Source organism: Dietzia sp. IN118, from assembly GCF_032905965.1.
Lineage (GTDB): Bacteria > Actinomycetota > Actinomycetes > Mycobacteriales > Mycobacteriaceae > Dietzia > Dietzia kunjamensis.
In genome coordinates, this window is sequence record NZ_JAUMSR010000001.1 from 1,015,089 (window position 1) to 1,036,126 (window position 21,038).

The 21,038-nt window shown below is 71.5% G+C and carries 19 protein-coding genes and 1 tRNA gene; 8 read left to right on the forward strand and 12 right to left on the reverse strand.

Features of this window, described 5'->3' with window-relative positions:
• Positions 1-25: 25 nt before the first annotated feature.
• Together Q2K20_RS05000 and Q2K20_RS05005 are read left to right on the forward strand one after the other, a co-directional pair.
• Entirely contained in the window at positions 26-1,831 is a 1,806-nt protein-coding gene (locus Q2K20_RS05000) for a thiamine pyrophosphate-requiring protein (protein ID WP_269505176.1), read from the forward strand.
• On the forward strand, positions 1,828-1,998 hold the full coding sequence (locus Q2K20_RS05005; protein WP_159147944.1) for a hypothetical protein: 171 nt from the start codon (positions 1,828-1,830) through the stop codon (positions 1,996-1,998). Before Q2K20_RS05000 ends, Q2K20_RS05005 begins: the two co-directional genes overlap by 4 nt.
• Here Q2K20_RS05005 and Q2K20_RS05010 read toward each other — a convergent pair.
• Both Q2K20_RS05010 and Q2K20_RS05015 read right to left on the reverse strand, forming a co-directional pair.
• Positions 1,999-2,070: transfer RNA gene (locus Q2K20_RS05010), tRNA-Gln, on the reverse strand. It lies immediately after the preceding gene.
• A 142-nt stretch (positions 2,071-2,212) separates the two neighbouring features.
• On the reverse strand, positions 2,213-4,075 hold the full coding sequence (locus Q2K20_RS05015; RefSeq protein WP_269505181.1) for an FAD-dependent oxidoreductase: 1,863 nt from the start codon (positions 4,073-4,075) through the stop codon (positions 2,213-2,215).
• Between the two features lie 177 nt (positions 4,076-4,252).
• Between Q2K20_RS05015 and Q2K20_RS05020 the strand changes: the two genes are divergently transcribed.
• Positions 4,253-4,924 carry a TetR/AcrR family transcriptional regulator gene (locus Q2K20_RS05020; protein WP_067713378.1) on the forward strand — a complete coding sequence of 224 codons (672 nt, stop codon included), beginning with the start codon at positions 4,253-4,255 and terminating at the stop codon, positions 4,922-4,924.
• Positions 4,925-4,968: 44 nt separating this feature from the next.
• Here Q2K20_RS05020 and Q2K20_RS05025 read toward each other — a convergent pair whose 3' ends face one another.
• Positions 4,969-5,535 carry an HdeD family acid-resistance protein gene (locus Q2K20_RS05025; protein WP_269505186.1) on the reverse strand — a complete coding sequence of 189 codons (567 nt, stop codon included), beginning with the start codon at positions 5,533-5,535 and terminating at the stop codon, positions 4,969-4,971.
• Positions 5,536-5,652: 117 nt separating this feature from the next.
• Between Q2K20_RS05025 and Q2K20_RS05030 the strand changes: the two genes are divergently transcribed.
• Complete coding sequence (locus Q2K20_RS05030; protein WP_269505189.1) at positions 5,653-6,354, forward strand: TetR/AcrR family transcriptional regulator; 702 nt, start codon at positions 5,653-5,655, stop codon at positions 6,352-6,354.
• 13 nt (positions 6,355-6,367) lie between these two features.
• Here the strand turns inward: Q2K20_RS05030 and Q2K20_RS05035 are convergent, their stop codons facing one another.
• The 5 genes from Q2K20_RS05035 to Q2K20_RS05055 are packed head-to-tail and all read right to left on the reverse strand — an operon-like array spanning position 6,368 to position 10,259.
• Positions 6,368-6,940 carry an SAM-dependent methyltransferase gene (locus Q2K20_RS05035; RefSeq protein WP_269505190.1) on the reverse strand — a complete coding sequence of 191 codons (573 nt, stop codon included), beginning with the start codon at positions 6,938-6,940 and terminating at the stop codon, positions 6,368-6,370.
• A complete protein-coding gene (locus Q2K20_RS05040; RefSeq protein WP_269505191.1) occupies positions 6,937-7,728 on the reverse strand; it encodes a PIG-L deacetylase family protein in 792 nt (263 codons plus the stop codon). Before Q2K20_RS05040 ends, Q2K20_RS05035 begins: the two co-directional genes overlap by 4 nt.
• Positions 7,725-8,759 carry an acyl-CoA dehydrogenase family protein gene (locus Q2K20_RS05045; RefSeq protein WP_390890278.1) on the reverse strand — a complete coding sequence of 345 codons (1,035 nt, stop codon included), beginning with the start codon at positions 8,757-8,759 and terminating at the stop codon, positions 7,725-7,727. The genes Q2K20_RS05040 and Q2K20_RS05045 overlap by 4 nt, the downstream gene beginning before the upstream one ends.
• Positions 8,760-8,786: 27 nt before the next feature.
• On the reverse strand, positions 8,787-9,521 hold the full coding sequence (locus Q2K20_RS05050; RefSeq protein WP_269505193.1) for a glycosyltransferase: 735 nt from the start codon (positions 9,519-9,521) through the stop codon (positions 8,787-8,789).
• A gap of 6 nt (positions 9,522-9,527) precedes the next feature.
• A complete protein-coding gene (locus Q2K20_RS05055; RefSeq protein ID WP_067713395.1) occupies positions 9,528-10,259 on the reverse strand; it encodes a vitamin K epoxide reductase family protein in 732 nt (243 codons plus the stop codon).
• Between the two features lie 129 nt (positions 10,260-10,388).
• Between Q2K20_RS05055 and mfd the strand changes: the two genes are divergently transcribed.
• The 4 genes from mfd (at position 10,389) to Q2K20_RS05075 (ending at position 17,346) form a co-directional block, all read left to right on the forward strand.
• Positions 10,389-14,063: a transcription-repair coupling factor gene (mfd, locus tag Q2K20_RS05060; protein ID WP_317176705.1), complete on the forward strand. Its 3,675-nt coding sequence runs from the start codon at positions 10,389-10,391 to the stop codon at positions 14,061-14,063.
• Between the two features lie 212 nt (positions 14,064-14,275).
• The gene (locus Q2K20_RS05065) at positions 14,276-14,983 is read left to right on the forward strand and encodes a MazG nucleotide pyrophosphohydrolase domain-containing protein (RefSeq protein WP_317176706.1); all 708 of its coding nucleotides are present in this window, start codon (positions 14,276-14,278) and stop codon (positions 14,981-14,983) included.
• A gap of 479 nt (positions 14,984-15,462) precedes the next feature.
• A complete protein-coding gene (locus tag Q2K20_RS05070; RefSeq protein ID WP_317176707.1) occupies positions 15,463-17,196 on the forward strand; it encodes a sodium:solute symporter family protein in 1,734 nt (577 codons plus the stop codon).
• An 18-nt stretch (positions 17,197-17,214) separates the two neighbouring features.
• Positions 17,215-17,346 carry a putative transporter small subunit gene (locus tag Q2K20_RS05075; RefSeq protein WP_096907137.1) on the forward strand — a complete coding sequence of 44 codons (132 nt, stop codon included), beginning with the start codon at positions 17,215-17,217 and terminating at the stop codon, positions 17,344-17,346.
• Between the two features lie 152 nt (positions 17,347-17,498).
• Here the strand turns inward: Q2K20_RS05075 and Q2K20_RS05080 are convergent, their stop codons facing one another.
• The 4 genes from Q2K20_RS05080 to Q2K20_RS05095 all read right to left on the reverse strand — a co-directional run bounded on the left by Q2K20_RS05080 (position 17,499) and on the right by Q2K20_RS05095 (position 21,016).
• The gene (locus Q2K20_RS05080) at positions 17,499-18,833 is read right to left on the reverse strand and encodes an alpha-hydroxy-acid oxidizing protein (RefSeq protein ID WP_317176708.1); all 1,335 of its coding nucleotides are present in this window, start codon (positions 18,831-18,833) and stop codon (positions 17,499-17,501) included.
• A 58-nt stretch (positions 18,834-18,891) separates the two neighbouring features.
• Positions 18,892-19,530, reverse strand: coding sequence for a GNAT family N-acetyltransferase (locus tag Q2K20_RS05085; protein ID WP_317176709.1), 639 nt, complete (start codon positions 19,528-19,530; stop codon positions 18,892-18,894).
• A gap of 44 nt (positions 19,531-19,574) precedes the next feature.
• The gene (locus tag Q2K20_RS05090; RefSeq protein WP_317176710.1) at positions 19,575-20,252 is read right to left on the reverse strand and encodes a CueP family metal-binding protein; all 678 of its coding nucleotides are present in this window, start codon (positions 20,250-20,252) and stop codon (positions 19,575-19,577) included.
• 74 nt (positions 20,253-20,326) lie between these two features.
• Positions 20,327-21,016, reverse strand: a complete 690-nt coding sequence (locus Q2K20_RS05095) for a DUF305 domain-containing protein (RefSeq protein ID WP_131886155.1) — start codon at positions 21,014-21,016, stop codon at positions 20,327-20,329.
• Positions 21,017-21,038 lie beyond the last annotated feature (22 nt).

Sequence of the window (21,038 nt, forward strand, 5' to 3'; positions counted from 1 at the left end):
GCTGACGAGCGGAAGGGGCACGCGTATGACCACGGACAGGACGGTGGCCGACCTCGTCGTCGAACGACTGGTGGCCTGGGACGTCGAACGGATCTACGGCTACGCCGGGGACGGCAACAACCCGCTGCTCGGCGCGTTGCAGCGCGCCGAGATCGCCCCGACGTTCGGGCGGGCCCGCCACGAGGAGTCGGCGGCGTTCATGGCGGTGGCCGACGCCAAATATTCGGGCGCGGTCGGGGTGGTGACCTCCACGCAGGGCCCCGGCGCGATGCACCTGCTCAACGGCCTGTACGACGCCAAACTCGACAGCGTGCCCGTGGTGGCGCTCGTCGCGCAGCAGCACACCAGCGTGCTCGGGTCGGGCTACCAGCAGGAGATCAACCTCGGCAACGTCTTCGCGGACGTGGCCGGGCCGTACCTGCAGACGGTGTCGTCGGCCGAGCAGGCGCCCATGGTGATCGACCGGGCGTTCCGCTCCGCGCTGACGCACCGGACCCCCGTCGTCGTCATCCTTCCCCACGACGTGCAGAACGCCGAGGCCCCGGAGCTGGGCGAGGACCTCGACCAGGAGCACGGGGTGGTGGTCACCGCCCCCGAATGGACCCACGGGGTCACCACCCCCCGCGACGACGACGTGGCGCGCGCCGTGGAGGTGCTCGACGCGGGGGAGCGGATCGCGATCCTGGCCGGGCGCGGCGTCGCCGGTGCGCAGGCGGAACTGATGGAGCTCGCCGAGCGCCTGGACGCCGGCGTGACGATGAGCCTGTTGGGTAAGCCCTACGTGGACGAGTCCTCGCCGTTGGTGGGCGGGACCATGGGCCATCTGGGGACGACGGCGAGCGCGCGCATCCTCCAGAACTGCGACACCCTCCTCATCGTCGGATCGAACGACCCCTGGACCGAGTTCTACCCGGAGCCCGGGCGGGCGCGGGCCGTCCAGATCGACCTCGACCCGGTGCACCTGGCCAACCGGTATCCGATCGAGGTCGGCATGGTGGGCGACGCCGCGGCAGCGCTGCGCGAGCTCACCGGACGCGTGGCCGATCGCGACCGCTCCGCATGGCGCGGCGACGTGGAGAAATGGGTGGGGCAGTGGTGGGAGATCTCCCGGATGCGCTCCGAGGTGCCGGCGCGCGGGCTCAATCCCGAGCTGGTCGCGCGGCGACTGGGCGAGCGCCTGCCTCACGATGCGCGCCTCGCCGTGGACGTGGGCAGCAGCGTCTACCACTACGTCCGGCAGATCAGCCTGCCGACGACCGTCCCTGCGCACCTGTCGAGCACGCTGGCGTCGATGGGCTGCGGGATCCCCTACGCGATCGCCGCCAAGGCCACCGCGCCCGCCAAGCCCGTCGCGGTCCTGGCCGGTGACGGGGCCATCCAGATGCTCGGGATCAACGAGCTCATCACCGTCTCCGAGGCGTGGCCGAGCTGGGAGGACCCGACGATGGTGATCGTGGTGCTCAGCAACCGGGACCTGGCGGAGGTGAGCTGGGAGCAGCGCGAGAGCGAGGCCCAGCCGCGGTTCGCCCGGTCGCAGGACGTGCCGCCGTTCGACGTGGCCGGCTACGCCGAACTGCTGGGGCTGCGCGGGGTGCGCGTCGAGGACCCCGAGCAGCTCGTGCCCGCCTTGGAGGAGGCGTTCCTGGCGGACCGGCCGACCGTGATCGACGCGATCACCGACCCGGACATTCCGTTGCTGCCGCCGTTCCCGCACGGTAGGGAGATGGTGGAGTCGATGCGTACGGGCCTGCGCGCGGAGGGTGCTGCCGGAGAGCACGCCCTTGAGCTGCTGGAGGCCTACGCCCGGATGGAAGAGGAGCGATTCACGTGACCGGAATGAACGGACCCGGGCAGCCCGGGCAGGACCCGGCCTTCCAGCCCGATGCCGAGGTGGAGAAGAAGCCGCGGCGTGCACGGCAACCGGCGTTGGCGGTGTTCGCGATCATCGCGATCCTGTTGCTGGTGCTGGCCGTGGGGATCTTCGGCGGGATCTTCTAGCTCCCCCGCCAGGACTCGAACCTGAAATGCCTGAACCAAAATCAGGAGTGTTGCCGATTACACCACGGGGGAACGGCCCGCGAACGGGCCGTCACCAGTCTGGCACATGAGATCGGGCCCATCGGTGCGCACCTGCGCACCGATGGGCCCTGGCCGCCGTGAGCAGCGGAGTTGGCGTCGCTGCCTCTACGTCGCTGCCTTTACGTTGCTGCCTTCACGCCGTCAGTGAACCGTCGGCCGCGTCGCGGGTCGACGCGTGGGCCGCCGCCTCGCGGCCGGCGAGGTGGCCGAAGACCAGACCGAGCGCGATGGTGCCGCCCGCTCCGGCGTAGAACCCCTGGGTCGGGGCGCCGCCGGCATTGCCGGCGGAGTACAGCCCCGGAACGACCTCGCCGTCCTCGGTGAGCACCCGACCCCGGGCGTCGGTGGCGGGCCCACCGACCGTGCCCAGCGCCGAGGCTCGGACCTCCACCGCGTAGAACGGGCCTCGCTCGATCGGCCCGAGCGTGGACGAGCGCGGCGACTTGAGTACCGGGCGCATGATCGTCGCCAGCGGACCCACGATGGCCCTGCGGATGGCTTCGGCGTCGTTGCGCTTGGCGACCTTCTCGGCGGCGCCGTTGACGATCGGGGCGATGGCCTTGGCCAGCGCGAACTGCGCCTTCATCGTTGCCGCGGGGAAGCGGGCGCCGGAGGAGAAGCGCCCCAGGAACGGCTTGAAGTCGCCGAAGTAGCGGTCGAAGAGGGTATCGCCGCGGCCGAACCAGGGATCACGACCCGCCGCGGCCGCGGGGTTGAACTCGTCGACCGTGGTGAGCAGGCCGACCTCGTCGACCCCGATCTCCCGTGCCAGTGTCGCGAGCGAACCGGCCTGGTGGATGTACTCGGGGACCTCCCCGCCGGGCAGTGAGCCAAACAGACCGTACTTGTCCCAGAAGTTCTGGTCGAAGACGAAGTACGCCGGATCGTTGGCGCCGCCGGCCTCCTCGTTGGCCGCACGCATGGCGCCGCCGAACTGGTCGTACGGCAGTGCCTCGTTGGCGAACCGCTTCCCGGCCCGGTTCACGACGATCGAGTGGGGCAGGGATCGCTCACCGAGCAGAAGCCGGGCGAAGGGAACGCCGTCGAGCGTCTCGCCGGGCAGTTGGACACCAGGCATCCACCATGCGGCGTTCATCGAGGTGAGCTTCGCGCCGACCTCCTCGGCCAACTGCACGGCGATACCCTTGTGCCCCTTCGGAGAGACGTGGGTGCCGAGCGGGCCGTCGAGGTACTCGGTGGCCAGCTCGTCGGAGGTCTCGAAGCCGCCCGAGGCGATGATGACCCCGTGGGTGGCGCGCACCGTGTGTTCACCGTCGCCGGAGGAGACCACCAGACCCGTCACGGTCCCGTTCTCCACCAGAAGCCGCTCGGCCGGGGCCTCGACGCGGACGTCGACGCCCGCGTCGAGTGCAGCCTCGAGCAGGGCGCCCACCAGGGCCGGTCCGGCCATCCAGGAGGACTCCTTCTTGAGTCCGGCGAGCGCCCAGAACGGCATGGGGTTCTTGGCCATGCCGGAGGTCAGTTCGGGGCGCACGTACCGAGCGGCGTCGCCGAGCCCTTCGGCGTTGTAGGGCCCGGGGAACAGTGCGCGGCCGACCGAGGCGCCGGGGATGTCCGACCGGTAGTCGGGCCAGATCACCGGGATCCACCCGAACTTGGTGTTGTCCTCGATGTAGCGGGCGACCTTCGGGCCTTCCTGCAGGAATGTCTCGACGATCTCAGGATCAAGGGTTTCGCTGCGGCCTTCGCCGTAGATGTAGGTGCGGGCGTCGTCGAGGGAATCGTCGACCCCGAGCGCCTTGGTCGAGTACCCGTGAGCAGGAATCCAGGCGGCACCGGCCGAGACGCCGGTGGCGCCGCCGACGATCTCGAGGGACTCCACGACCAGCACACTCGCACCGTCCTTCGCGGCGGTCAGCGCGGCGGTGAGGCCGGCACCGCCGGATCCGATCACGACGATATCGGTGGTTGAGGGCACCCCGCGCTCGGTGACCGTGCCGATCGTCCCGCGTTGTTCGGACTGACGAATAGCCATTGCTCGCTCCCTTGTCTCGGTTTTGTGATGTGTCAACAATGCTACGTGCGTTCGGTCGCCGACGGGGTCGGGGAGCCGCCGAACGGGGGGAGCGGAATACGCGCGTGGCTATCCTCGGGGTATCAGAAAAAGGGGTGGGGCATGACGGGCGTGGGCGTACCGACACCGAGGACCAGGATGTCTGCTGCCAAGCGGCGGCAGCAGCTGGTGGAGGTCGGCCGACGGATCTTCGCCGAGAACGGCTACGACGCCGCGACGGTGGAGGACATCGCCGCCGCGGCGGGCGTGTCCAAGCCGGTGGTCTACGAGCACTTCGGAGGCAAGGAGGGGCTCTACGCGGTCGTGTGCGACCGGGAGCTCGCCTACCTCGGCGCGGAGATCACCGAGGCCCTGCAGGGCGAGGGGTCGCGGCGGCGCATCGAGCGCGCGGCGATGGCGCTGCTGCGCTACGTCGAGGAACGCACGGACGGCTTCCGCATTCTCGTGCGCGAATCGTCCCCGGTGGGTGGGGGCTCGTATTCGACCCTGCTCAACGACGCCACCGCGAGCGTGACCTACATCCTCGAGGAGGAGTTCGTCGCCCGCGGGTTCGACCCCATCACCACCAGTGTGTACGCGCAGGCCCTGGTCGGGATGGTCTCCGGGACCGCCCAGTGGTGGCTCGACGCCCGCACGCCGCCCAAGGAAGAGGTCGCCGCGCACATCGTCAACCTCTGTTTCAACGGCCTCTCGCATCTCGATCCCTCGCCGACGCTCGAGGTCGACGTCCTCGAGAAGTACAGCGGGCCGAGCCACCCCGGCGGCACGCCGCAGGGTCGCGACATGCGCCCGGGGCCCGGAAGCCCGTAGTAGGTCGCTCCCCGGCCCTTGCCGGGGGATGAGGGTGGCGCGGTTCAGGCTGCGACGGCCACCCTGCGCTCGAGCCGGTCGGAGTCGGCGCGGAGTCGGAACGCCACGGCGGCCATGACCGCGCCGACCGCGAGACCGAACCAGCCGGCGAAGGTGACGACCGTGTCGACCGCCGCCGGGCCCACGACGCCCAGCCCGAGACCCACCACCGCCAAGACGACGCCGAGTGTCACCATGGCCCACGAGTCGCGGATCTCGGAGCGCAGGGTCTGGGCGCCGTAGGCGATGAGGGCGCCGGAGGCCACCAGCCAGGTGGCGAACAGCAGAACCAACGCGGTGGCCGAGATGCCGGGCCAGAACAGGACGATCAGCCCGAGGATCATGAAACCGGTGCCGGCGAGGATGAGGCCGCCGCGGCCGGGGGTCCGGTCCGGGAGTGCCACTCCGGTCGTCATGGTCATGGCGCCGTCACCGATGGCGAAGGCCGCCACGAGGAACACCGCGAGCGTCATGCCCGTGGTGGGGGAGGCCAGTGCGGTCGCGCCCAGGGCGATCGCCAGTGCTCCGCGGATGAGCTGGATCCACCAGTTCCGGGTCAGTGATTCGATCATTTCTCCACCTTTCCTGCGCTGACGTCTGCCGCCGCGCGGTACTGTAGTGATCACTACGGTAAGTCTGATCCGGGGCGATTCGCAATGAGTCGCCGGACACAGGGAGCGGGGGAGCGGATGGCGGGGAAGCCGACGGGGACCACGGGCAGGCGCACCCGTGCCAAGGGCCGGGAGTCCCGGCGTCGGATCATCGAGGCGGCCGCCGCGGTGGCCGGTGAACGCGGGTACGAGGGGACCTCGATCGCGCAGGTCAGTAAGGCGAGCGGGCTCCCGGCGAGCTCGATCTACTGGCATTTCGCGGACAAGGACGCACTGCTGGCGGCGGTTGTCGAGGAGAGCGTCGAGTTGTGGCTGGGCCAGGTCACCCGCGGGGAGGGCGAAGCCCTGCGGGAGCGCGTGACCGCCTTCTGCCTGGGCGTGGCCCGGACGTTCCGCGAGTCCCCGGACTTCCTCCGGCTGGGCCTGATGCTGGCGCTGGAGCAGCGTCCCGTGGAGCCGGCCGCCCGGGGAATCTATCTGCGCCTGCGCGGGGACGCCCTGGAGCGCATCGCGGCGGAGTTCCGGCGGGTCCGTCCGCGGCTACCCGAGGCGGATGCCCGGGTCCTCGCCACCTTTGCACTCGCCGGCGGCGACGGGATTTTCCTCGCGTCCCTGACCGGGGACGCCGACGTGACCGAACTGTTCCGGCTCCATACCGAGGCGATCGTGCACCTCGTCACTCGGGCCGAGGCGGAGGCTGAGGCGTCGGCTCCGGAGCCGGAGCCGGAGCCGGAACCGCAGCCGCAACCACAGCCGGAACGGCAGCCGCCGCCGGACTAGCTGCAGGCGGCAATCAGGTGCGGCGGAAGACCTCGAGGACGAAGTGCTCCTCGCGGTGGTGGACGAGCCGCGTGAGGTCGACGCGGCGTGCGAGTGCGGCGTGGACGTCCTCGCCGTGGCAGGCGTGGTCGTCCGACTGACCCAGCCAGTGGCAGGCCGCGACCGTCCCACCGGGTTCGGCCAGCGTCAGCAGTGCGGTGAGCAGCTCGTCGAGCCCGTCTGCCGGCGTGTAGTAGAGGAACTCCGAGAGCACCAACAGGTCGCAGGACCGCCCGGGCCACGATTCCAACGCGTCGGCGGTGCGCACGTGCACGTGGTCCAACCCCGCGCGGTCGATGCGCGCGCGAGCCTGCTCGGCGGCGGTGTCGACGACGTCCACCGCGTGCACCTCGTCGCACCGCCCGGCGAGCATCTCGGTGAGCACCCCCACCGAGCAGGCGGGCTCGAAGCACACGCGGTACCGCTGTTCGGGGAGAGAGGCGACGAGGAGCCCGTAGCGCCGCAGTTCGTACCAGGAGCCGGCGAAGTCCCAGGGATCTGCCGACCCGGAGTACATCTCCTCGAAGTAGTGGCCCGGGGTGCTCACCAGAACACCGTCTCGGAGCGCGTGACCAGGCGGTCGAGGATCCAGTCGGGCAGGATCGCCTCGTCCCCCGGCCGATCGGACAGCGGAGCGACCTGGGTGACGAACTCCGCGACCGCCGCCCGCTTGGCGGCGAGCTCGGGATCGGTGAGCACGACGCGGCGCCGCCGGCCCCAGGGCACGCGCGGATCGCCGGGCTCGGCCCAGTGCCAGGTCCACACCGGGTACTCCGCCAGGCGCGCTCCGGTGGCGGCGCAGGCCCGGGCGGCCGCGCGTCCGGAGGCCTCGTGATCGGGGTGGCCGTCTCCGCGCCACGTGCTGAGCACCACGCAGTCCTCGCCGGGGACGTCACCGATCGCCTCGGCGATCGCGTCGGCCAGACGCGTCTCGTGCCCGCGGACCCCGCCGTCTGGCAGTCCGGCCCGCACCGGCTCGGGAAGGCCCAGGGCCGCGCAGGCGCGCCGGCTCTCGGAGATCCGCAGCGCGGCGAGCCGCGCGGGCGTCACCGTGGGGGAGTCGGGGTGCGAGGCGTCGCCGTCGGTGACGGCCACGATCACCACCTCCGCCCCGGCTGCGGCGAACCGGGCGGCGGTGACGCCCACGCCGAGGATCTCGTCGTCGGGATGCGGCGCGACCACGACCACCCGCCGGACCCCGGACGGTACGGTCAGCTCCGGGTCGGCGGTACGCCCGCCGAACCAGGCGTCCCAGGCGGCGTGGGGAGTGCCGCGGTCGTCGAGCCCGATGCCGGTCCAGTGGGTGGAACCGCCCTTGGCGGGATCGGTGGTCATCGCGCCCACCCGCCGTGGGTGCGGGCGGTGGCGCCCAGCCCGGCGAGGTCACGCTCGGCGTGGAACTGCCGGATGTACACCTCGGCGTCGAGGACGTTCTGCCCGTGGCGCGGGTCCATCGCGAGCGGTCCCGGGCCGAGCGCCCGGCCGACGCGTCGGATGGTCTCGTCCACCGCGGCCTCGACTATCGCCCGCACGCGCACGGCCCGGTGGCGCGCGACGGTGAGGTCGGCGCCGGGTCCGTCGCGATCGACTTCCGCGGCGGCGGCGTCCAGCGCCCACGACGCTCCTCCCAGGGCCACGTCCACGGCGCCGAGGTGGGCCAGCGCGTGGGGGTCGACGTCGGGCCGGGTCGCCCGCGCGATCAGGGGCCGGGCCACGGCGATCCCGGCGCCCAGCCAGCAGGCGGCAACCCCGATCCCACCGTGCCAGAACCCGGCCCGCTCGAGGTAGGAGCGGTGGTCCCCGACGGAGCGGGCCGGCACGTCGGTGAATTCGACGGAGGTGGTGCGGCTGCCCGCCATCCCCGGGTGCGCCCAGCCGTCCGCCCGGGGCGCGACACCGGGCTGGCGCAGGTCGACGGCGAAGAGGCGCGGCTCGTCGTCGTCGAACGCGGTGACCAGGGCGTGCGTGCACACGTCGCCGCCGGAGCACCAGGCCTTGACCCCGTCGAGCACCCACCCGCCGCCCGAGTCTCCGCCCGAGCCCCCGCCCGAGCCCCCGCCCACGCGCCGGGCGCGGAGCACGGGCATCGGCGGTTCGGCAGCCCACACGCCCCACAGTTCGTCGCGCCCCACGCGGGTGCCGGAGATCTCGGCGAGGATCGCGTCGGCGTCGGCGTGGGCCTCGACCAGGCGGCCGGCCGAGACGTCCCGGGCGCACATCGCGGTGAGCTCGGACCACCTCGTGCGGGTGTCGCCGCGGGCGGGCAGGGGCAGGTCGGCGCGGCCGGCGCGGACCCATTCGCGGGCCAGGTCGGCGGACGAAGCGGCGTCCGGGGAGCCGCCGGAGGGCACGTCAGTGGTGCTCACGGGGCCTCCTCGCTCGCGGACACGCGGTCACGACGCGGTGGTCCCTGCGGTGGCGGCGCGTGCGGTGGCGGCGCATTCCGTGGCGGCGAGATGACCGGCGAAGCCACCGGGGGCGCGCGCGGTCCGGCGGGCCGAGGTCATCACCGGCGCGGCGGTGGACCACGCCACCGTCAGTCCGGCCGCCTGCGCGCGCCGGACCAGCTGGACGTCCTCGTGGACCGCGAGCGGGTCGAAGCCGCCGAGCTGCCGGTAGGCGCGGGCGGAGATGCCGATGTTGGCGCCGTGGATGTGCCGGTGGCCGGGGCCCGGGTGGTAGCCCTCGAGGTAGCTCAGCCGGGTGGCGGGGGTCCAGTCCGACCAGTCGTCGACCTCGATCAGGCCCGCGACCACATCGGCGCCGGAGCGGGCGACCGCCAGCTGATCGGTGAGCCACGTGCGGGGCACGCGGGAGTCGGCGTCGGTGGTCGCGTACCAGCGCCGCGAGGGGGACGGCACGGAGCCGGGCGACGACGACGAGGGCCGCCGCAGCGAGTCGAACCCGCGCGCGCGGGCGATGCCGACGTTGCGGGCGCTCGTCCGCACGATCCGGGCCCGCCCCCGCGCGATCTCCTCGGTGGCATCGCGGCAGGAGTCCAGCACGACCGTCACGGTCACCGGGACCGGGGTGGCGGCGATGCAGTCCTCGAGCGCGTCGAGGCAGCCCGCCAGCAGGTCCTGCTCATCGTGGGCGGGGATCACGACGTCGACCCCGGTGTACTCCACGGCCGGTCAGAGGTTGGCGAAGAAGTCGGCCCAGTAGAAGTCCCAGAACGCCCACAGGATGACCCCGGCCACCGCGAGGTACCAGACCACCACGGGCACCAGGTGCCACCGCTGCAGTGCGCGCACCCACCGCGCCCGGGTGAGCTTGGCCAGCACGTGCAGCAATGTGTACCAGAACATGGGGATGGTGGCCGCCCACACGACCATGCACCACGGGCACAGCACCTGGATCTGGAAGATCGACTGGTAGGCCAGCCAGTGAACGAATCCGGCGGCGAACGTCAGCCCGAGCAGCGCGCCCACCCAGTACCAGCGCGGGAACCGCACCCCCGTGGCGGCGGCGACGCCGATCGCGATCACGATGCCGAACCCGATCAGCCCGATGAACGGGTTGGGGAACCCGAACGCCGCCCCCTGCTCGGAGTTGATGACGCTCTTGCAGCTCATGAGGATGGAGAAGTTGCACGCTGGCGTGTAGTCCGGGTTCTCCAGCAGCCGGATCTTGTCCAGGCTGAGCTCGAACGACGCGACCAGCGCGAGGGCCGAGCCGAGGGTGAGGAGCACGCCGATCCACCGGTCGGTGAACACGCGCGCGCCGATGGTGTCGGGGGCGGCGTCGTCGGCGGTGGCCGCGGCGGGGGAGATCGTCACCGGGCCCGCGGGGGCGCCCTGGGTGTCGCCGTGCCCGGGGTCGACGGGCCGGGGGTCGACGTGCTCGGCGTCTGTGGTCTCGCGCATACGCACAGGCTACCGGGGCGGGTGCGCGGTTAGAGTGGTGGATCTGCGGCCCTTCAGGTGTGCGTCCCACCACCCGTGCGACCCGCACACCCCCGCTCGACGAACCCCCTACCCGGAGGATCCACACGCGTGACCACCACCGCCACCGCCACCACTCCCGCGACCGCCGCACTGTCCGGTCTGGCGGGTGCGGTCCTGGCCAACCCGGCGCTGGACGACCTGCGCGACGGTCTGGACCGCGACGCGGCGGTGGTCCGGGCGCCCGAGGCGCTGCGGCCGTTCCTCGTCGCCGCCGTGGCGCAGCGCGCCCCGTTGTTGGTGGTGACGGCCACGGAACGCGAGTGCGAGGAACTGGCCGACGAGCTGTCGGGGCTGTACGACGACGAGGTGGCGCAGTTCCCGAGCTGGGAGACGTTGCCGCACGAACGTCTCTCGCCGGCGGCGGACACGATCGGTCGCCGGCTCGAGGTGCTGAACTCGGTGTTGTCGGGGCGGCCCCCGGGGATCGTCGTGGCGGCGGCGCGGTCGGTGGTGCAGCCGATCTCACCCGGCGCGGCCCGCCGGGAGCCGGTGCGGCTGGTCAAGGGCGCCGAGCTGGACCCCACCGACCTCATGGTTCGGCTGGCCGAGTTCGCGTACCTGCGTGAGGACATGGTCGCCCGGCGCGGGGACGTGGCGGTGCGCGGCGGCATCGTGGACGTCTTCCCGACCACCGCCGACCACCCGCTACGCATCGAGTTCGACGGCGACACGATCGCCGAGATCCGCGAGTTCTCCGTGGCCGACCAGCGCTCCCTGCCCGACGGCGAGGTGGAGTCCGCGGTGCTGTTCCCGTGCCGCGAGCTCCTGCTGGACGACGCCGTGCGGGCCAGAGCGGGGGGGCTGGCCGCCGAGCACCGCGCCAACCCGACGCTCGCCGAGCTGCTGGACTCGCTGGCCGAGGGCATCCCGCGCGACGGCATGGAGGCCCTGACCTCGGTGCTCGTGCCGGAGGACATGACGACCCTGCCGATGCTCATGCCCGCCGACACCCGCGTGGTGGTGTGCGATCCGGACAAGGTCCGCCGCCGCGCCGCCGACCTGGCCTCCGCCGGTCGGGAGTTCCTCGAGGCCTCGTGGACCGCGGCCACCATGGGCGGCGACGCCCCCGTGGACAGCGAGACGCTGGACCTGTCCGGCTCGGGCTACCGCACCTTCTCCGCCGTCCGCTCCGAGGCCACCGAGGCGGGCCGCGCGTGGTGGCAGCTCGTCCCGCCCGGGTTCCTCACCGACCCCGAGGACGGCGCGGTCATCACCGTCCCCGCCGGCGACCCGCCCGCCCCGCGCGGCAAGGACTCCGAGATGGAGGCCATGTTCGTCCGGCTCCGCGCGCTCGTCGGCGGCGGCGGCCGGGCCGCGATGGTCGTGCCCGGTCACGGCACCGTCGCCCGCATCCTGGAACGCCTGTCCGAGGCCGAGGTCCCCGCCACGGCCGCGACGGCGGGATCCGAGCCCGCCTCCGGACTCGTGTCGGTCTACGAGGCCGTCCTGCACGGCGGGTTCTCGCTCACCACCGGCGCTGGCGCCGCCGGGGTGGCCGATGACCTCGTCGTCGTCTCCGAAACGGACCTCACCGGCAACCGCCTCGGCTCCACCACCCGCCCCAAGGCGCGCCACTCCAAGCGCCGCAACCAGGTCGACCCGCTGGCTCTGAAGGCCGGCGACTGGGTGGTGCACGACCAGCACGGCATCGGCAAGTTCGTGGAGATGGTCGAGCGGCAGGTGCGCGGCGGCGACGGCTCCTCACGGCGCGAATACCTGGTCATCGAGTACGCGCCCGGCAAGCGCGGCGCGGCCGGTGACCGCCTCTACGTGCCGATGGAGTCACTCGGGCAGCTCAGCCGCTACGTCGGCGGCGAGGCCCCGACGCTGTCCAAGATGGGCGGCGCCGACTGGCAGAACACCAAGCGCAAGGCCCGCAAGGCCGTCCGCGAGATCGCGACCGAGCTGGTGCAGCTGTACGCCAAGCGGCAGTCCGCGCCCGGGCGCGCCTTCGGCCCCGACACCCCGTGGCAGCGCGAGATGGAGGATGCGTTCCCCTTCACCGAGACCGTCGACCAGCTCACGGCGATCGAGGACGTCAAGCACGACATGGAGAAGACCGCCCCCATGGACCGCGTGGTGGTGGGCGACGTCGGCTACGGCAAGACCGAGGTCGCCGTGCGCGCCGCGTTCAAGGCCGTGCAGGACGGCACCCAGGTCGCGGTGCTGGTGCCGACCACGCTGCTCGCGCAGCAGCACCTGGCCACGTTCGCCGAGCGCATGACCGGCTTCCCCGTGACGATCCGTGGACTGAGCCGTTTCACCTCCGACGCCGAGGCCAGGAAGATCCTCGCCGGGTTGGCGGACGGGACAGTGGACGTGGTGATCGGCACGCACCGGTTGCTCGCGACGGGCGTGCGGTGGAAGAACCTCGGCCTGGTGATCGTGGACGAGGAGCAGCGCTTCGGCGTGGAGCACAAGGAGCACATCACCTCCCTGCGCACCCACGTGGATGTGCTCACCATGTCCGCCACCCCGATCCCGCGAACCCTGGAGATGTCGCTGGCCGGCATCCGCGAGATGAGCCAGATCCTCACCCCGCCCGAGGAGCGCCTGCCCGTGCTGACGTATGTGGGCGCGCACTCGGACAAGCACGTCGCCGCCGCCATCCGGCGCGAGCTGCTGCGCGAGGGGCAGATCTTCTACGTCCACAACCGCGTGCGGACCATCGACTCCACCGCCGCGAAGATCCGCGACCTGGTGCCCGAGGCGCGCGTCGTGGTGGCGCACGGGCAGATGGGGGAGGAGCAGCTCGAGCAGACGGTCGGCGGGTTCTGGAACCGCGAGTACGACGTGCTGGTCTGTACGACCATCGTCGAGACGGGCCTGGACATCTCCAACGCCAACACGCTCATCGTGGACCGCTCCGACCAGCTGGGACTGTCGCAGATGCACCAGCTGCGCGGCCGCGTGGGCCGGTCACGTGAGCGTGGGTACGCCTACTTCCTCTACGACCCGGAGAAGCCGCTCACCGAGACCGCGTACGACCGGCTCGCGACGATCGCGCAGAACAACGACCTCGGGGCCGGAATGGCCGTGGCGATGAAGGACCTCGAGCTGCGCGGCGCCGGCAACGTGCTGGGCGCCGAGCAGTCGGGGCACATCGCGGGCGTCGGCTTTGACCTCTACATCCGTCTCGTGGGCGAGGCGGTGGAGGCCTACCGCGCGGTCGCCGACGGGGAGAAGGTGGAGGTCGAGGAGGAGGTCGGCGAGATCCGCATCGAGCTGCCCGTCGACGCGTACATCCCCGTGGAGTACGTCGACGGCGACCGGCTCCGGCTCGAGGCGTACCGCAAGCTGTCGCAGGCGCGGGAGGCCGCCGACATCGACGCCGTGGTCGAGGAGTTGCTCGACCGCTACGGGCCGCTTCCCGCCGAGGCCCGCCGCGTGGTGTCCGTCTCGCGGCTGCGGTTGGTCGCGCAGAAGTACCGGGTCCGCGAGATCGTCCTGGCCGGCTCGCGCCTGCGCGTGGGCCCGCTCGACCTGCTGGACTCGCAGCAGATGCGCCTCAAGCGCATGTACCCGGCCGCGCAGTACCGGGCCACGCAGAAGACCGTGCTGCTTCCGCTGCCCAAGGCCGCCGGCGCGCGTGCGGGTGCCGGCGGCGAGAAGGCGCGCGACGACGAGATGCTGCAGTACGCCGCCGACTTCCTCACGGCGATGGCCGGGGATCCGGAGGGGTCGAACCCGGTGATCCAGCCGGAGACGGCGCCCGCGCGATGAGCCCGGGCGGCGGGCGGCCCGACTCAGACGCGGACCCGGGCGGCGCGGCGCGCGGCCACAGTGGCCCCGGCGGCCCCGGCGGCCCCGGCGGCCCCGGCGGCGCCCGCGATCCCCGCCGAGAAGAGGATTTCGCACGAGTCCACTCGACCGATACGAGCGAAACCCTCTTCTCGACGGGCGGCGGCGACCGGCTGGCCGAAGCCGTCGAGGTGATGGTCCGCATCCGCCGCGACGGGGAGTGGGAGTCCGCCCAGACCCACGCCTCGCTCCTGCCGTACCTGCTCGAGGAGTCGTGGGAGCTGGTCGACGCGGTGGCCGACGGCGACCGCGACGAGCTGGTCTCCGAGCTCGGCGACCTGCTGCTCCAGGTGCTGTTCCACGCCGCGATCGGGGCCGAGCGGGACGAGTCGCCGTTCGACGTTCAGGACGTGGCCGGGGCGCTGCTCGACAAGCTCCGACGCCGGGCGCCGTACTGGTTCACCGACGGGCCCGGTCGTGGGCCCGGGGCCCTCGATGCCGCCGAGCAGGACCGACTGTGGCAGGAGGCCAAGGCCGCCGAGCGCGCCGGTCGCCCGCCGCGCGGTGTGGTCGAGGGGATCTCCTGGGACATGCCCGCGCTGGCACTGGGGCAGAAGGTTCTCGAGCGCGTCCGGTCGGCCGGGATCCCCGACGATCTCGTGCCCGATCGGATGCGCGTCGTCCACGTCGATGCCGGGGGGTTGTTCCACGCCGCCGCCCACTCCGCCGACGAGGCCTCCGAAGCCGACGGCTCCGGCTCGGCGGAGGTCGAGTACCGACGGGTGGTCCGCGAGTTCGCCGAGACCGTCAGCGCCGCGGAGTCGCGTCTGCGCGTGCCCGCGGCCGAGGCCAGCGGGGACGAGTGGCGGGCCGTGTGGCCCGGCCGCACCGAGCAGCACTGATCCACACCTCGGGACCACCTGCCTCCCGCACGCCGCCGACCAGCCCGCCGCCGACCCGCCCACGGGTGCGCCCGGCCGAGGGGTGGTCCTCGCAGTCACCTGCTGAGGGATGTGAGCCCACTCTTAAGTTGACGGCACTCCGTTCGCGGAGCGCACACTCGCCGGGGTCGACCGCTGCCGCTTGATCTTGGGCCATCGGCGCAGGCAGGACCCGCAATGTTTGCATCCGTCCGCAACTATCTGGGGTCGGTGATCTGGCAACGTTCATCCACAACATTCCCTGAGCATCGGCCTCGGCACCGAGGCCCGTTTGGGGTTTTCCTCCATCTTGTGGCCGGGTCGCAGGCCGTCGAGCGGTGGGGAGCGGGCTCCATTTTGGACCTCCCGACAATGCCTCTCACCTTGGCGATTCTCAGTTTCCCGTCAGGGTTCTCTATGCTGGGCCCGTTGTTCTGACAATAAAAGAGAGAAAGGCAGATATGGATTTGCTCGGCTCTCCCGCGCTGAGTGCGACTGCGCTTGTATTGCTACTGCTGCTGTTCTACGGCGGCACCATGGTCATGTCCATGCGGATCGCTCGCAAGGACGAGAACGCTGACAACTACATGACGGCCGGTCACCGGATCGGATTCGGCATCTCGGCGGCGTCGATGACGGCCACCTGGATCTGGGCCTCGTCGATGTACGCCTCGGTCAACTCCGGCTACCTCTACGGGGTGTCGGGACCGATCCACTACGGGCTCTGGGGTGCCCTGATGATCCTGTTCATCTACCCCTTCGGCCGGCGCATCCGTAAGGTCGCGCCCCAGGCTCACACCCTGGCCGAGGTCATGTTCGCGCGCCACGGGCGCTCCTCCCAGCTGATGCTGGCCGGCTCCAACATCCTGGGCTCGGTCATCTCGCTGACGTCGAACTTCATCGCCGGTGGCGCCCTGATCGCCATGCTCAGCCCGTTCAGCTTCATGCAGGGCATCATCGTGATCGCCGCCGGTGTGCTGCTCTACACGCTGTGGTCCGGCTTCCGCGCCTCGGTGCTCACGGACTTCGCCCAGGTGCTGGCCATGCTCGGCGCGGTCATCATCATCGTGCCGTCCATGTTCTTCTTCCTCGGCGGCGTCGAGGTGTTCTCGAGCGGTGCGGCCAACCTCACCCCGCAGCAGAGCAACTTCTTCTCCTCGGACGCGTTCCTCAACCAGGGCGCGCCGTACATCGCGGCCGTGCTGGCCTACGCGATCGGCAACCAGACCATCGCCCAGCGCTTGTTCGCGGTGCGCGAGGACCTGATCAAGCCGACGTTCATCACGGCGACGATCGGCTACGGCGCCACGATCATCGGCATCGGCATGGTGGGCGTGCTCGCCCTGTACGCGGGTATCGATCCCGTGGACGGCGACCCCAACAACATCCTGCCGCAGGTGGCCGCCGAGTACCTGCCGGGCGTCCTGGTCGCGGTGTTCTTCATCATGATCATCGGGTCGCTCTCGTCGACCGCGGACTCCGACCTGTCGGCCATGTCGTCGATCGCCATGACCGACGTCTACGGACAGAGCCTGCGCAGCAAGGGCAAGGTGCCCAACCCGCGCACGATGCTCATCGTGGGCCGGCTCACGATGGTCCTCGCCACCGCTGCGGCCCTGGTGTTCGCCAACATCCGCTTCAACATCCTGGACCTGCTGGTCTTCGTGGGTGCCCTGTGGGGTGCCCTGGTGTTCCCGGTGATCGCGAGCTTCTACTGGAAGAAGGTCACCAACATGGCCTTCACCGTGTCCGTGCTCGCGGCGCTCGCGGTGTTCCTGCCGACCCGTTTCGGTGCCATCCCGGACAGCGGCGTGCTCGCGTACGGCATCGAGGCGCTGGCGGTGATCGGCGTGGGCGTGGTGCTCGGGCTGATGGTCTTCGGGTTCTTCGGCCTGCGCCCGGCGCTGGTCGTCGGCGCGATCGCGGCCCTGGGCAGTGCGCCGTTCATCTTCGGCTTCCTGCGTGACTACGACACCCTGACCGCCTCGCTCGTGGCGTACGCGGTGAGCACGATCGTCTGTGCCGCGATGTCCTTCCGTAGCTCGATGGACTTCGACTTCGCCAAGATCGCCGCCCGCACCGCCGACTACGACACGGCGGAGTCGGCGGAGGCCCTCGAGGCGCAGTCCGACGACGACGGCCGCGACCAGAACGTCCGAACCGATGACGACGACGACGACCTCGTCCGCGTCTAGGAAGGAAGGCAGCTGACAATGACACCGATCCTTCTCACGATCTACGTCCTGATCTGGCCCGTCATCGTGGCCGGCGTCCTCGCCGTCCTCGTTCGTGGCTTCGTCAAGGAGGCCGCCGAGGCCAGGCGCGAAGGCGACCCGATCATCTAGGTCGCCACAGAGCCGGCCCGATGCAGTGCTGGCCCGCCACAGAGCTGGCCCGTTGCAGAGCAGAGCCCCCGGTAGGCAGTCGCCGACCGGGGGCTCTTCTCATGCCCGAACCACGACCGCGCCGAGAGCGAGCATCACCCCGGGCGCGAGTCTCAGGCCAGGAGCGCGGCGTCGACCTCGTCCCACGAGCTGGCGCCGCTCAGCGACATGGTGAGGTCGATCTCGGCGAGCAGGTTGTCGAGCACCTCGCCGACGCCGTGTTCGCCGGCGATGGCCAGGCCGTAGACGTGGGGCCGGCCGATCGTCACCGCGTTCGCGCCGCACGCCATGGCCTTGACGACGTCGGTGCCGTTGCGGACGCCCGAGTCGAGCAGCAGTGTCGGCTCCGGGCCGACCGCCTCGCGGATCGCCACGAGGGCGTCGAGGGTGCCGATCGACCCGTCGACCTGGCGACCGCCGTGGTTGGACACCATGACCGCGTCGACACCGGCGTCGAATGCCTGCCGGGCGTCGTCGGGGTGCAGGACGCCCTTGAGGACGATCGGCAGCTTCGTCCGGTCTCGCAGGGTCGCCAGGTGGTCCCAGCTCAGTGCCGGGTTGGAGAACGTGTCGAGGAACGTCTGCACCGCGGCCCGGGTCTCGGGGGCGCGCAGGTTCTCCCGCGTCGAGCCCGGGTGGTTGCGCGCCATCTCGAGCAGCGTCAGCGCCGCCTGCGGGGTGACCTTGACGGCATCGGCATCGGCATCGGCGTCCGCGGCCGCACCCGCCGCGGCCTCGCGCTCGACCCGCTCGGCGACCAACTGCCGGAAACGCGGGTCCGAGGTGTACTGCGCTATCCCGACGCCGCGGGTGAACGGCAGCGAACCGAGGTCGAGGTCCCACGGCCGCCAACCGAGGGTGGTGGTGTCGAGCGTGACGACCAGGGCCCCGGCGTCGATCGCCTCGGCGCGGGCGATGAAGCTGTCGACCAGTTGCTCGTCGCTGCTCCAGTACAGCTGGAACCAGCGGGGGCTGGCCTGCATCGCGGCGGCCGTGGCCTCCATGGGCGAGGAACCCTGCGAGGAGAAGATGTACGGCAGTCCGCGCCGGGCGGCGGCTCGGCCGACCATGACGTCGGCGTCGCGGCGGATGAGTCCGGCGGCGCCGATCGGGGCGACCAGGACGGGCGCGGGGAGCGTCTGCCCGAGCACCGTGGTGGAGATGTCGCGCCGGGAGGTGTTGCGGAGCATGCGTGGCACCAGCCGACGGCGGTCGAAGGCCTCGCGGTTGGCGGCCATAGTCTGCCCCGAGCCGGCGCCTCCGTAGACGTAGGCCCAGGCCTTCTTCCCGCCGGGTCGTCGCAGGAGCGCGCGGCGGGCGGCGGCTTCGAGCTTCTCCGCGCCGGTCGGCACCGCGGGGGTGATCCCGGAGACTCCGGAGCGGTAGATGACGTTCTGGCGCGCGCGGCCGAGCGTGTTTGTGATGGGGGTCACGAAGTCTGCCGTCATAGCCGTGAGCGTACTGAGTGGCTCGTCGCGTGCGCGGAGGAGGTGCCGCCCGGCGGGTCTACTCTGCGTTTCCGTCGGGCCGGCCGGACCGGTCCGCGCTGTCGACGGGTCGACGGACCATGGCGGTCGAGGACTGGCCGGGAAGTGTCGGCACGGAGCCCACCGCCTCGAACCCGAACCGCTCGTAGAGGCGTCGGCTCGCCGGGGTGGTGGATTCGAGGAACGCCAGCGGGGTCGCGGAGTGGTCGACGACCCTCAGTCGGTGCTTCAGCAGTGCCGATCCGACGCCCTTGCCGCGGGCTCGGGGACCGGTGCCGATGTCGCGGATGTACCAGTGCGGTTCGGTGGGTCGGTAGGCCTCGATCTGGAGGGTGTGCCGGGCACCGCGGCCCAGGGGGAGCCGGCCCAGCGTCCACAGGGCCGCACCGGAGATCGCTCGCCGGGCGGTGCCCAGAGCGCCGGGGGCGGCAGGGGGCTGCCACAGGACCGCGCCGACGACGCGGCCGTCGTCCATCGCGACGTCGACCCACTGGGGGTGTCGCCGCACCCGGCGGAGGTAGTACGAGGTGAGTTTGGTGTGCCGGGTCTCGTCCTCGGGCAGCGTGACCGACCATGCGGGGTCGTCGCGGAACGCGTCGCTGAGGATGCGGGCGATCGCGGGCGCGTCGGCGCGCGTGGCGGTTCGGACGGTGACCATGGGCGGGCTCCTGGCGGGTGCGGGTCGGGTGCGGCGTCGGGCTCTTACGTCAGGTGCGCCGTGGTCAGACAGGTGAGGTCGTCGTCGCCGGTGGCGATCGGCACCGTCGAGGACTTTCCGTCGTGCTCGACGGTGAGGGTGCCGGTGAGGTCGCGGGGGAGCCACAGGCCGACGAACCCGTTGTCGTAGGCCGTGCGGGTCTCGTCGACGACCGTCCGCCCCGTCTCGTCGGTCACGGTGATGTCGACGGGCTCGCCGGCCATCTCGCCGAGGCAGGTCGTCAGACTGTGGAAGAGACAGTCATGGGTCTGGTCCTCGTAGGGCGCGACGGACAGGTAGAACTGCTCGTCCGGCATCGGCAGGGTCGCGATGGAGCCGCCGGCGGTGTCGGTGAGGACGAGCTCGGTCGGCTGGACCGAGGCGAGGAGGGTGGTGGGGCGCTCGGCGACGGGCATCGTGTCGAGGTGCTCGATCACCCCGCGGGCGTCCATATCGGCCAGCCCGTACTGGTCGAGGATCTCGACCGCCGCGACCTGGCTCGCCTCGGCCTGGTTCTGACCACTGTGGTCTTGTCCGCCCTGGTTCTGCGCGCTCTGGTTCTGCCCGCTGGGGCTCTGGTCCGCCTGGCCCGATTGTGTGGTGCCACAGGCGGAGAGGGTGAGCCAGCTCGCGGTGACGACCGCGGCGAGGGCCCGGCGACGCAGTCGAGGGGTGGTGGTCATTGCTGGGCGGGCTCCTTGTCGGGTGTCACGCTGTCGGGTATCACGCCGTCGGGTGTCGCGTGGCCGGTCAGGCCTCACATCGCCGCGAGCATCTCACGCATGCGCGCGATCTCCTGCTGCTGGGTGTCGATGATCGACCGGGCCAGGGCGACGGTCGGCGGGTAGGTGCCGTCCGCCACCTCCCCCTGTGCCATGTCGATGGCGCCCTCGTGGTGGGCGATCATCTGCTCCAGGTACAGCCGCGCGGCGTCGGTGCCCTCGGCGTCGAACAACTGCTGGAGCTCGTCGGCGGAGAGCATGCCGTCCATCATCGACATGTCGTTGCCCATCACGGGCATGCCGCCGCCACCGTGGCCCCGGTGGCCGTCGCGCGGGCCGGGCGGTTGTCCCCACTGGTCGAGCCAGGTCGTCATCTGATCGATCTCGGGAGCCTGTTCGGCCTTGATCTTCTCGGCGAGGGCGGTGGTGTCGGCGGGGATGTCTGATTTGGCCAGGATGATGTCGCTCATCTCGATCGCCTGCTCGTGGTGCGGGATCATCATCCGCACGAACATGACGTCGGCGGCCGAGCGCTCACCCTCATCGGCGGGAGCGTCGGCGCCGGGATCGGCCGGGGCGTTCGTGCCGGACTCCGCGCTGGCGTCGGCGGAGGTGCCGGCCGGGGCAGCCGCGGTCGCGGTGTCGTCCCCGCCCCCGCTGCATGCGGTCAGGGCCAGCGCGGACGCGGTCACGGCGGCGGAGACCAGGAGCGTCGTGCGGGTCATGGCGGGTGTCCTCTCCTCGGGG

Bases quoted from the DNA above. Each gene is read 5' to 3' on its own strand.
- Q2K20_RS05000 (WP_269505176.1), top strand. From the start codon at position 26: ATGACCACGGACAGGACGGTGGCCGACCTCGTCGTCGAACGACTGGTG.
- Q2K20_RS05015 (WP_269505181.1), bottom strand. From the start codon at position 4,075: ATGGCTATTCGTCAGTCCGAACAACGCGGGACGATCGGCACGGTCACC.
- Q2K20_RS05020 (WP_067713378.1), top strand. From the start codon at position 4,253: ATGTCTGCTGCCAAGCGGCGGCAGCAGCTGGTGGAGGTCGGCCGACGG.
- Q2K20_RS05025 (WP_269505186.1), bottom strand. From the start codon at position 5,535: ATGATCGAATCACTGACCCGGAACTGGTGGATCCAGCTCATCCGCGGA.
- Q2K20_RS05030 (WP_269505189.1), top strand. From the start codon at position 5,653: ATGGCGGGGAAGCCGACGGGGACCACGGGCAGGCGCACCCGTGCCAAG.
- Q2K20_RS05040 (WP_269505191.1), bottom strand. From the start codon at position 7,728: ATGACCACCGATCCCGCCAAGGGCGGTTCCACCCACTGGACCGGCATC.
- Q2K20_RS05055 (WP_067713395.1), bottom strand. From the start codon at position 10,259: ATGCGCGAGACCACAGACGCCGAGCACGTCGACCCCCGGCCCGTCGAC.
- Q2K20_RS05065 (WP_317176706.1), top strand. From the start codon at position 14,276: ATGGTCCGCATCCGCCGCGACGGGGAGTGGGAGTCCGCCCAGACCCAC.
- Q2K20_RS05070 (WP_317176707.1), top strand. From the start codon at position 15,463: ATGGATTTGCTCGGCTCTCCCGCGCTGAGTGCGACTGCGCTTGTATTG.
- Q2K20_RS05075 (WP_096907137.1), top strand. From the start codon at position 17,215: ATGACACCGATCCTTCTCACGATCTACGTCCTGATCTGGCCCGTCATC.
- Q2K20_RS05080 (WP_317176708.1), bottom strand. From the start codon at position 18,833: ATGACGGCAGACTTCGTGACCCCCATCACAAACACGCTCGGCCGCGCG.
- Q2K20_RS05085 (WP_317176709.1), bottom strand. From the start codon at position 19,530: ATGGTCACCGTCCGAACCGCCACGCGCGCCGACGCGCCCGCGATCGCC.
- Q2K20_RS05090 (WP_317176710.1), bottom strand. From the start codon at position 20,252: ATGACCACCACCCCTCGACTGCGTCGCCGGGCCCTCGCCGCGGTCGTC.
- Q2K20_RS05095 (WP_131886155.1), bottom strand. From the start codon at position 21,016: ATGACCCGCACGACGCTCCTGGTCTCCGCCGCCGTGACCGCGTCCGCG.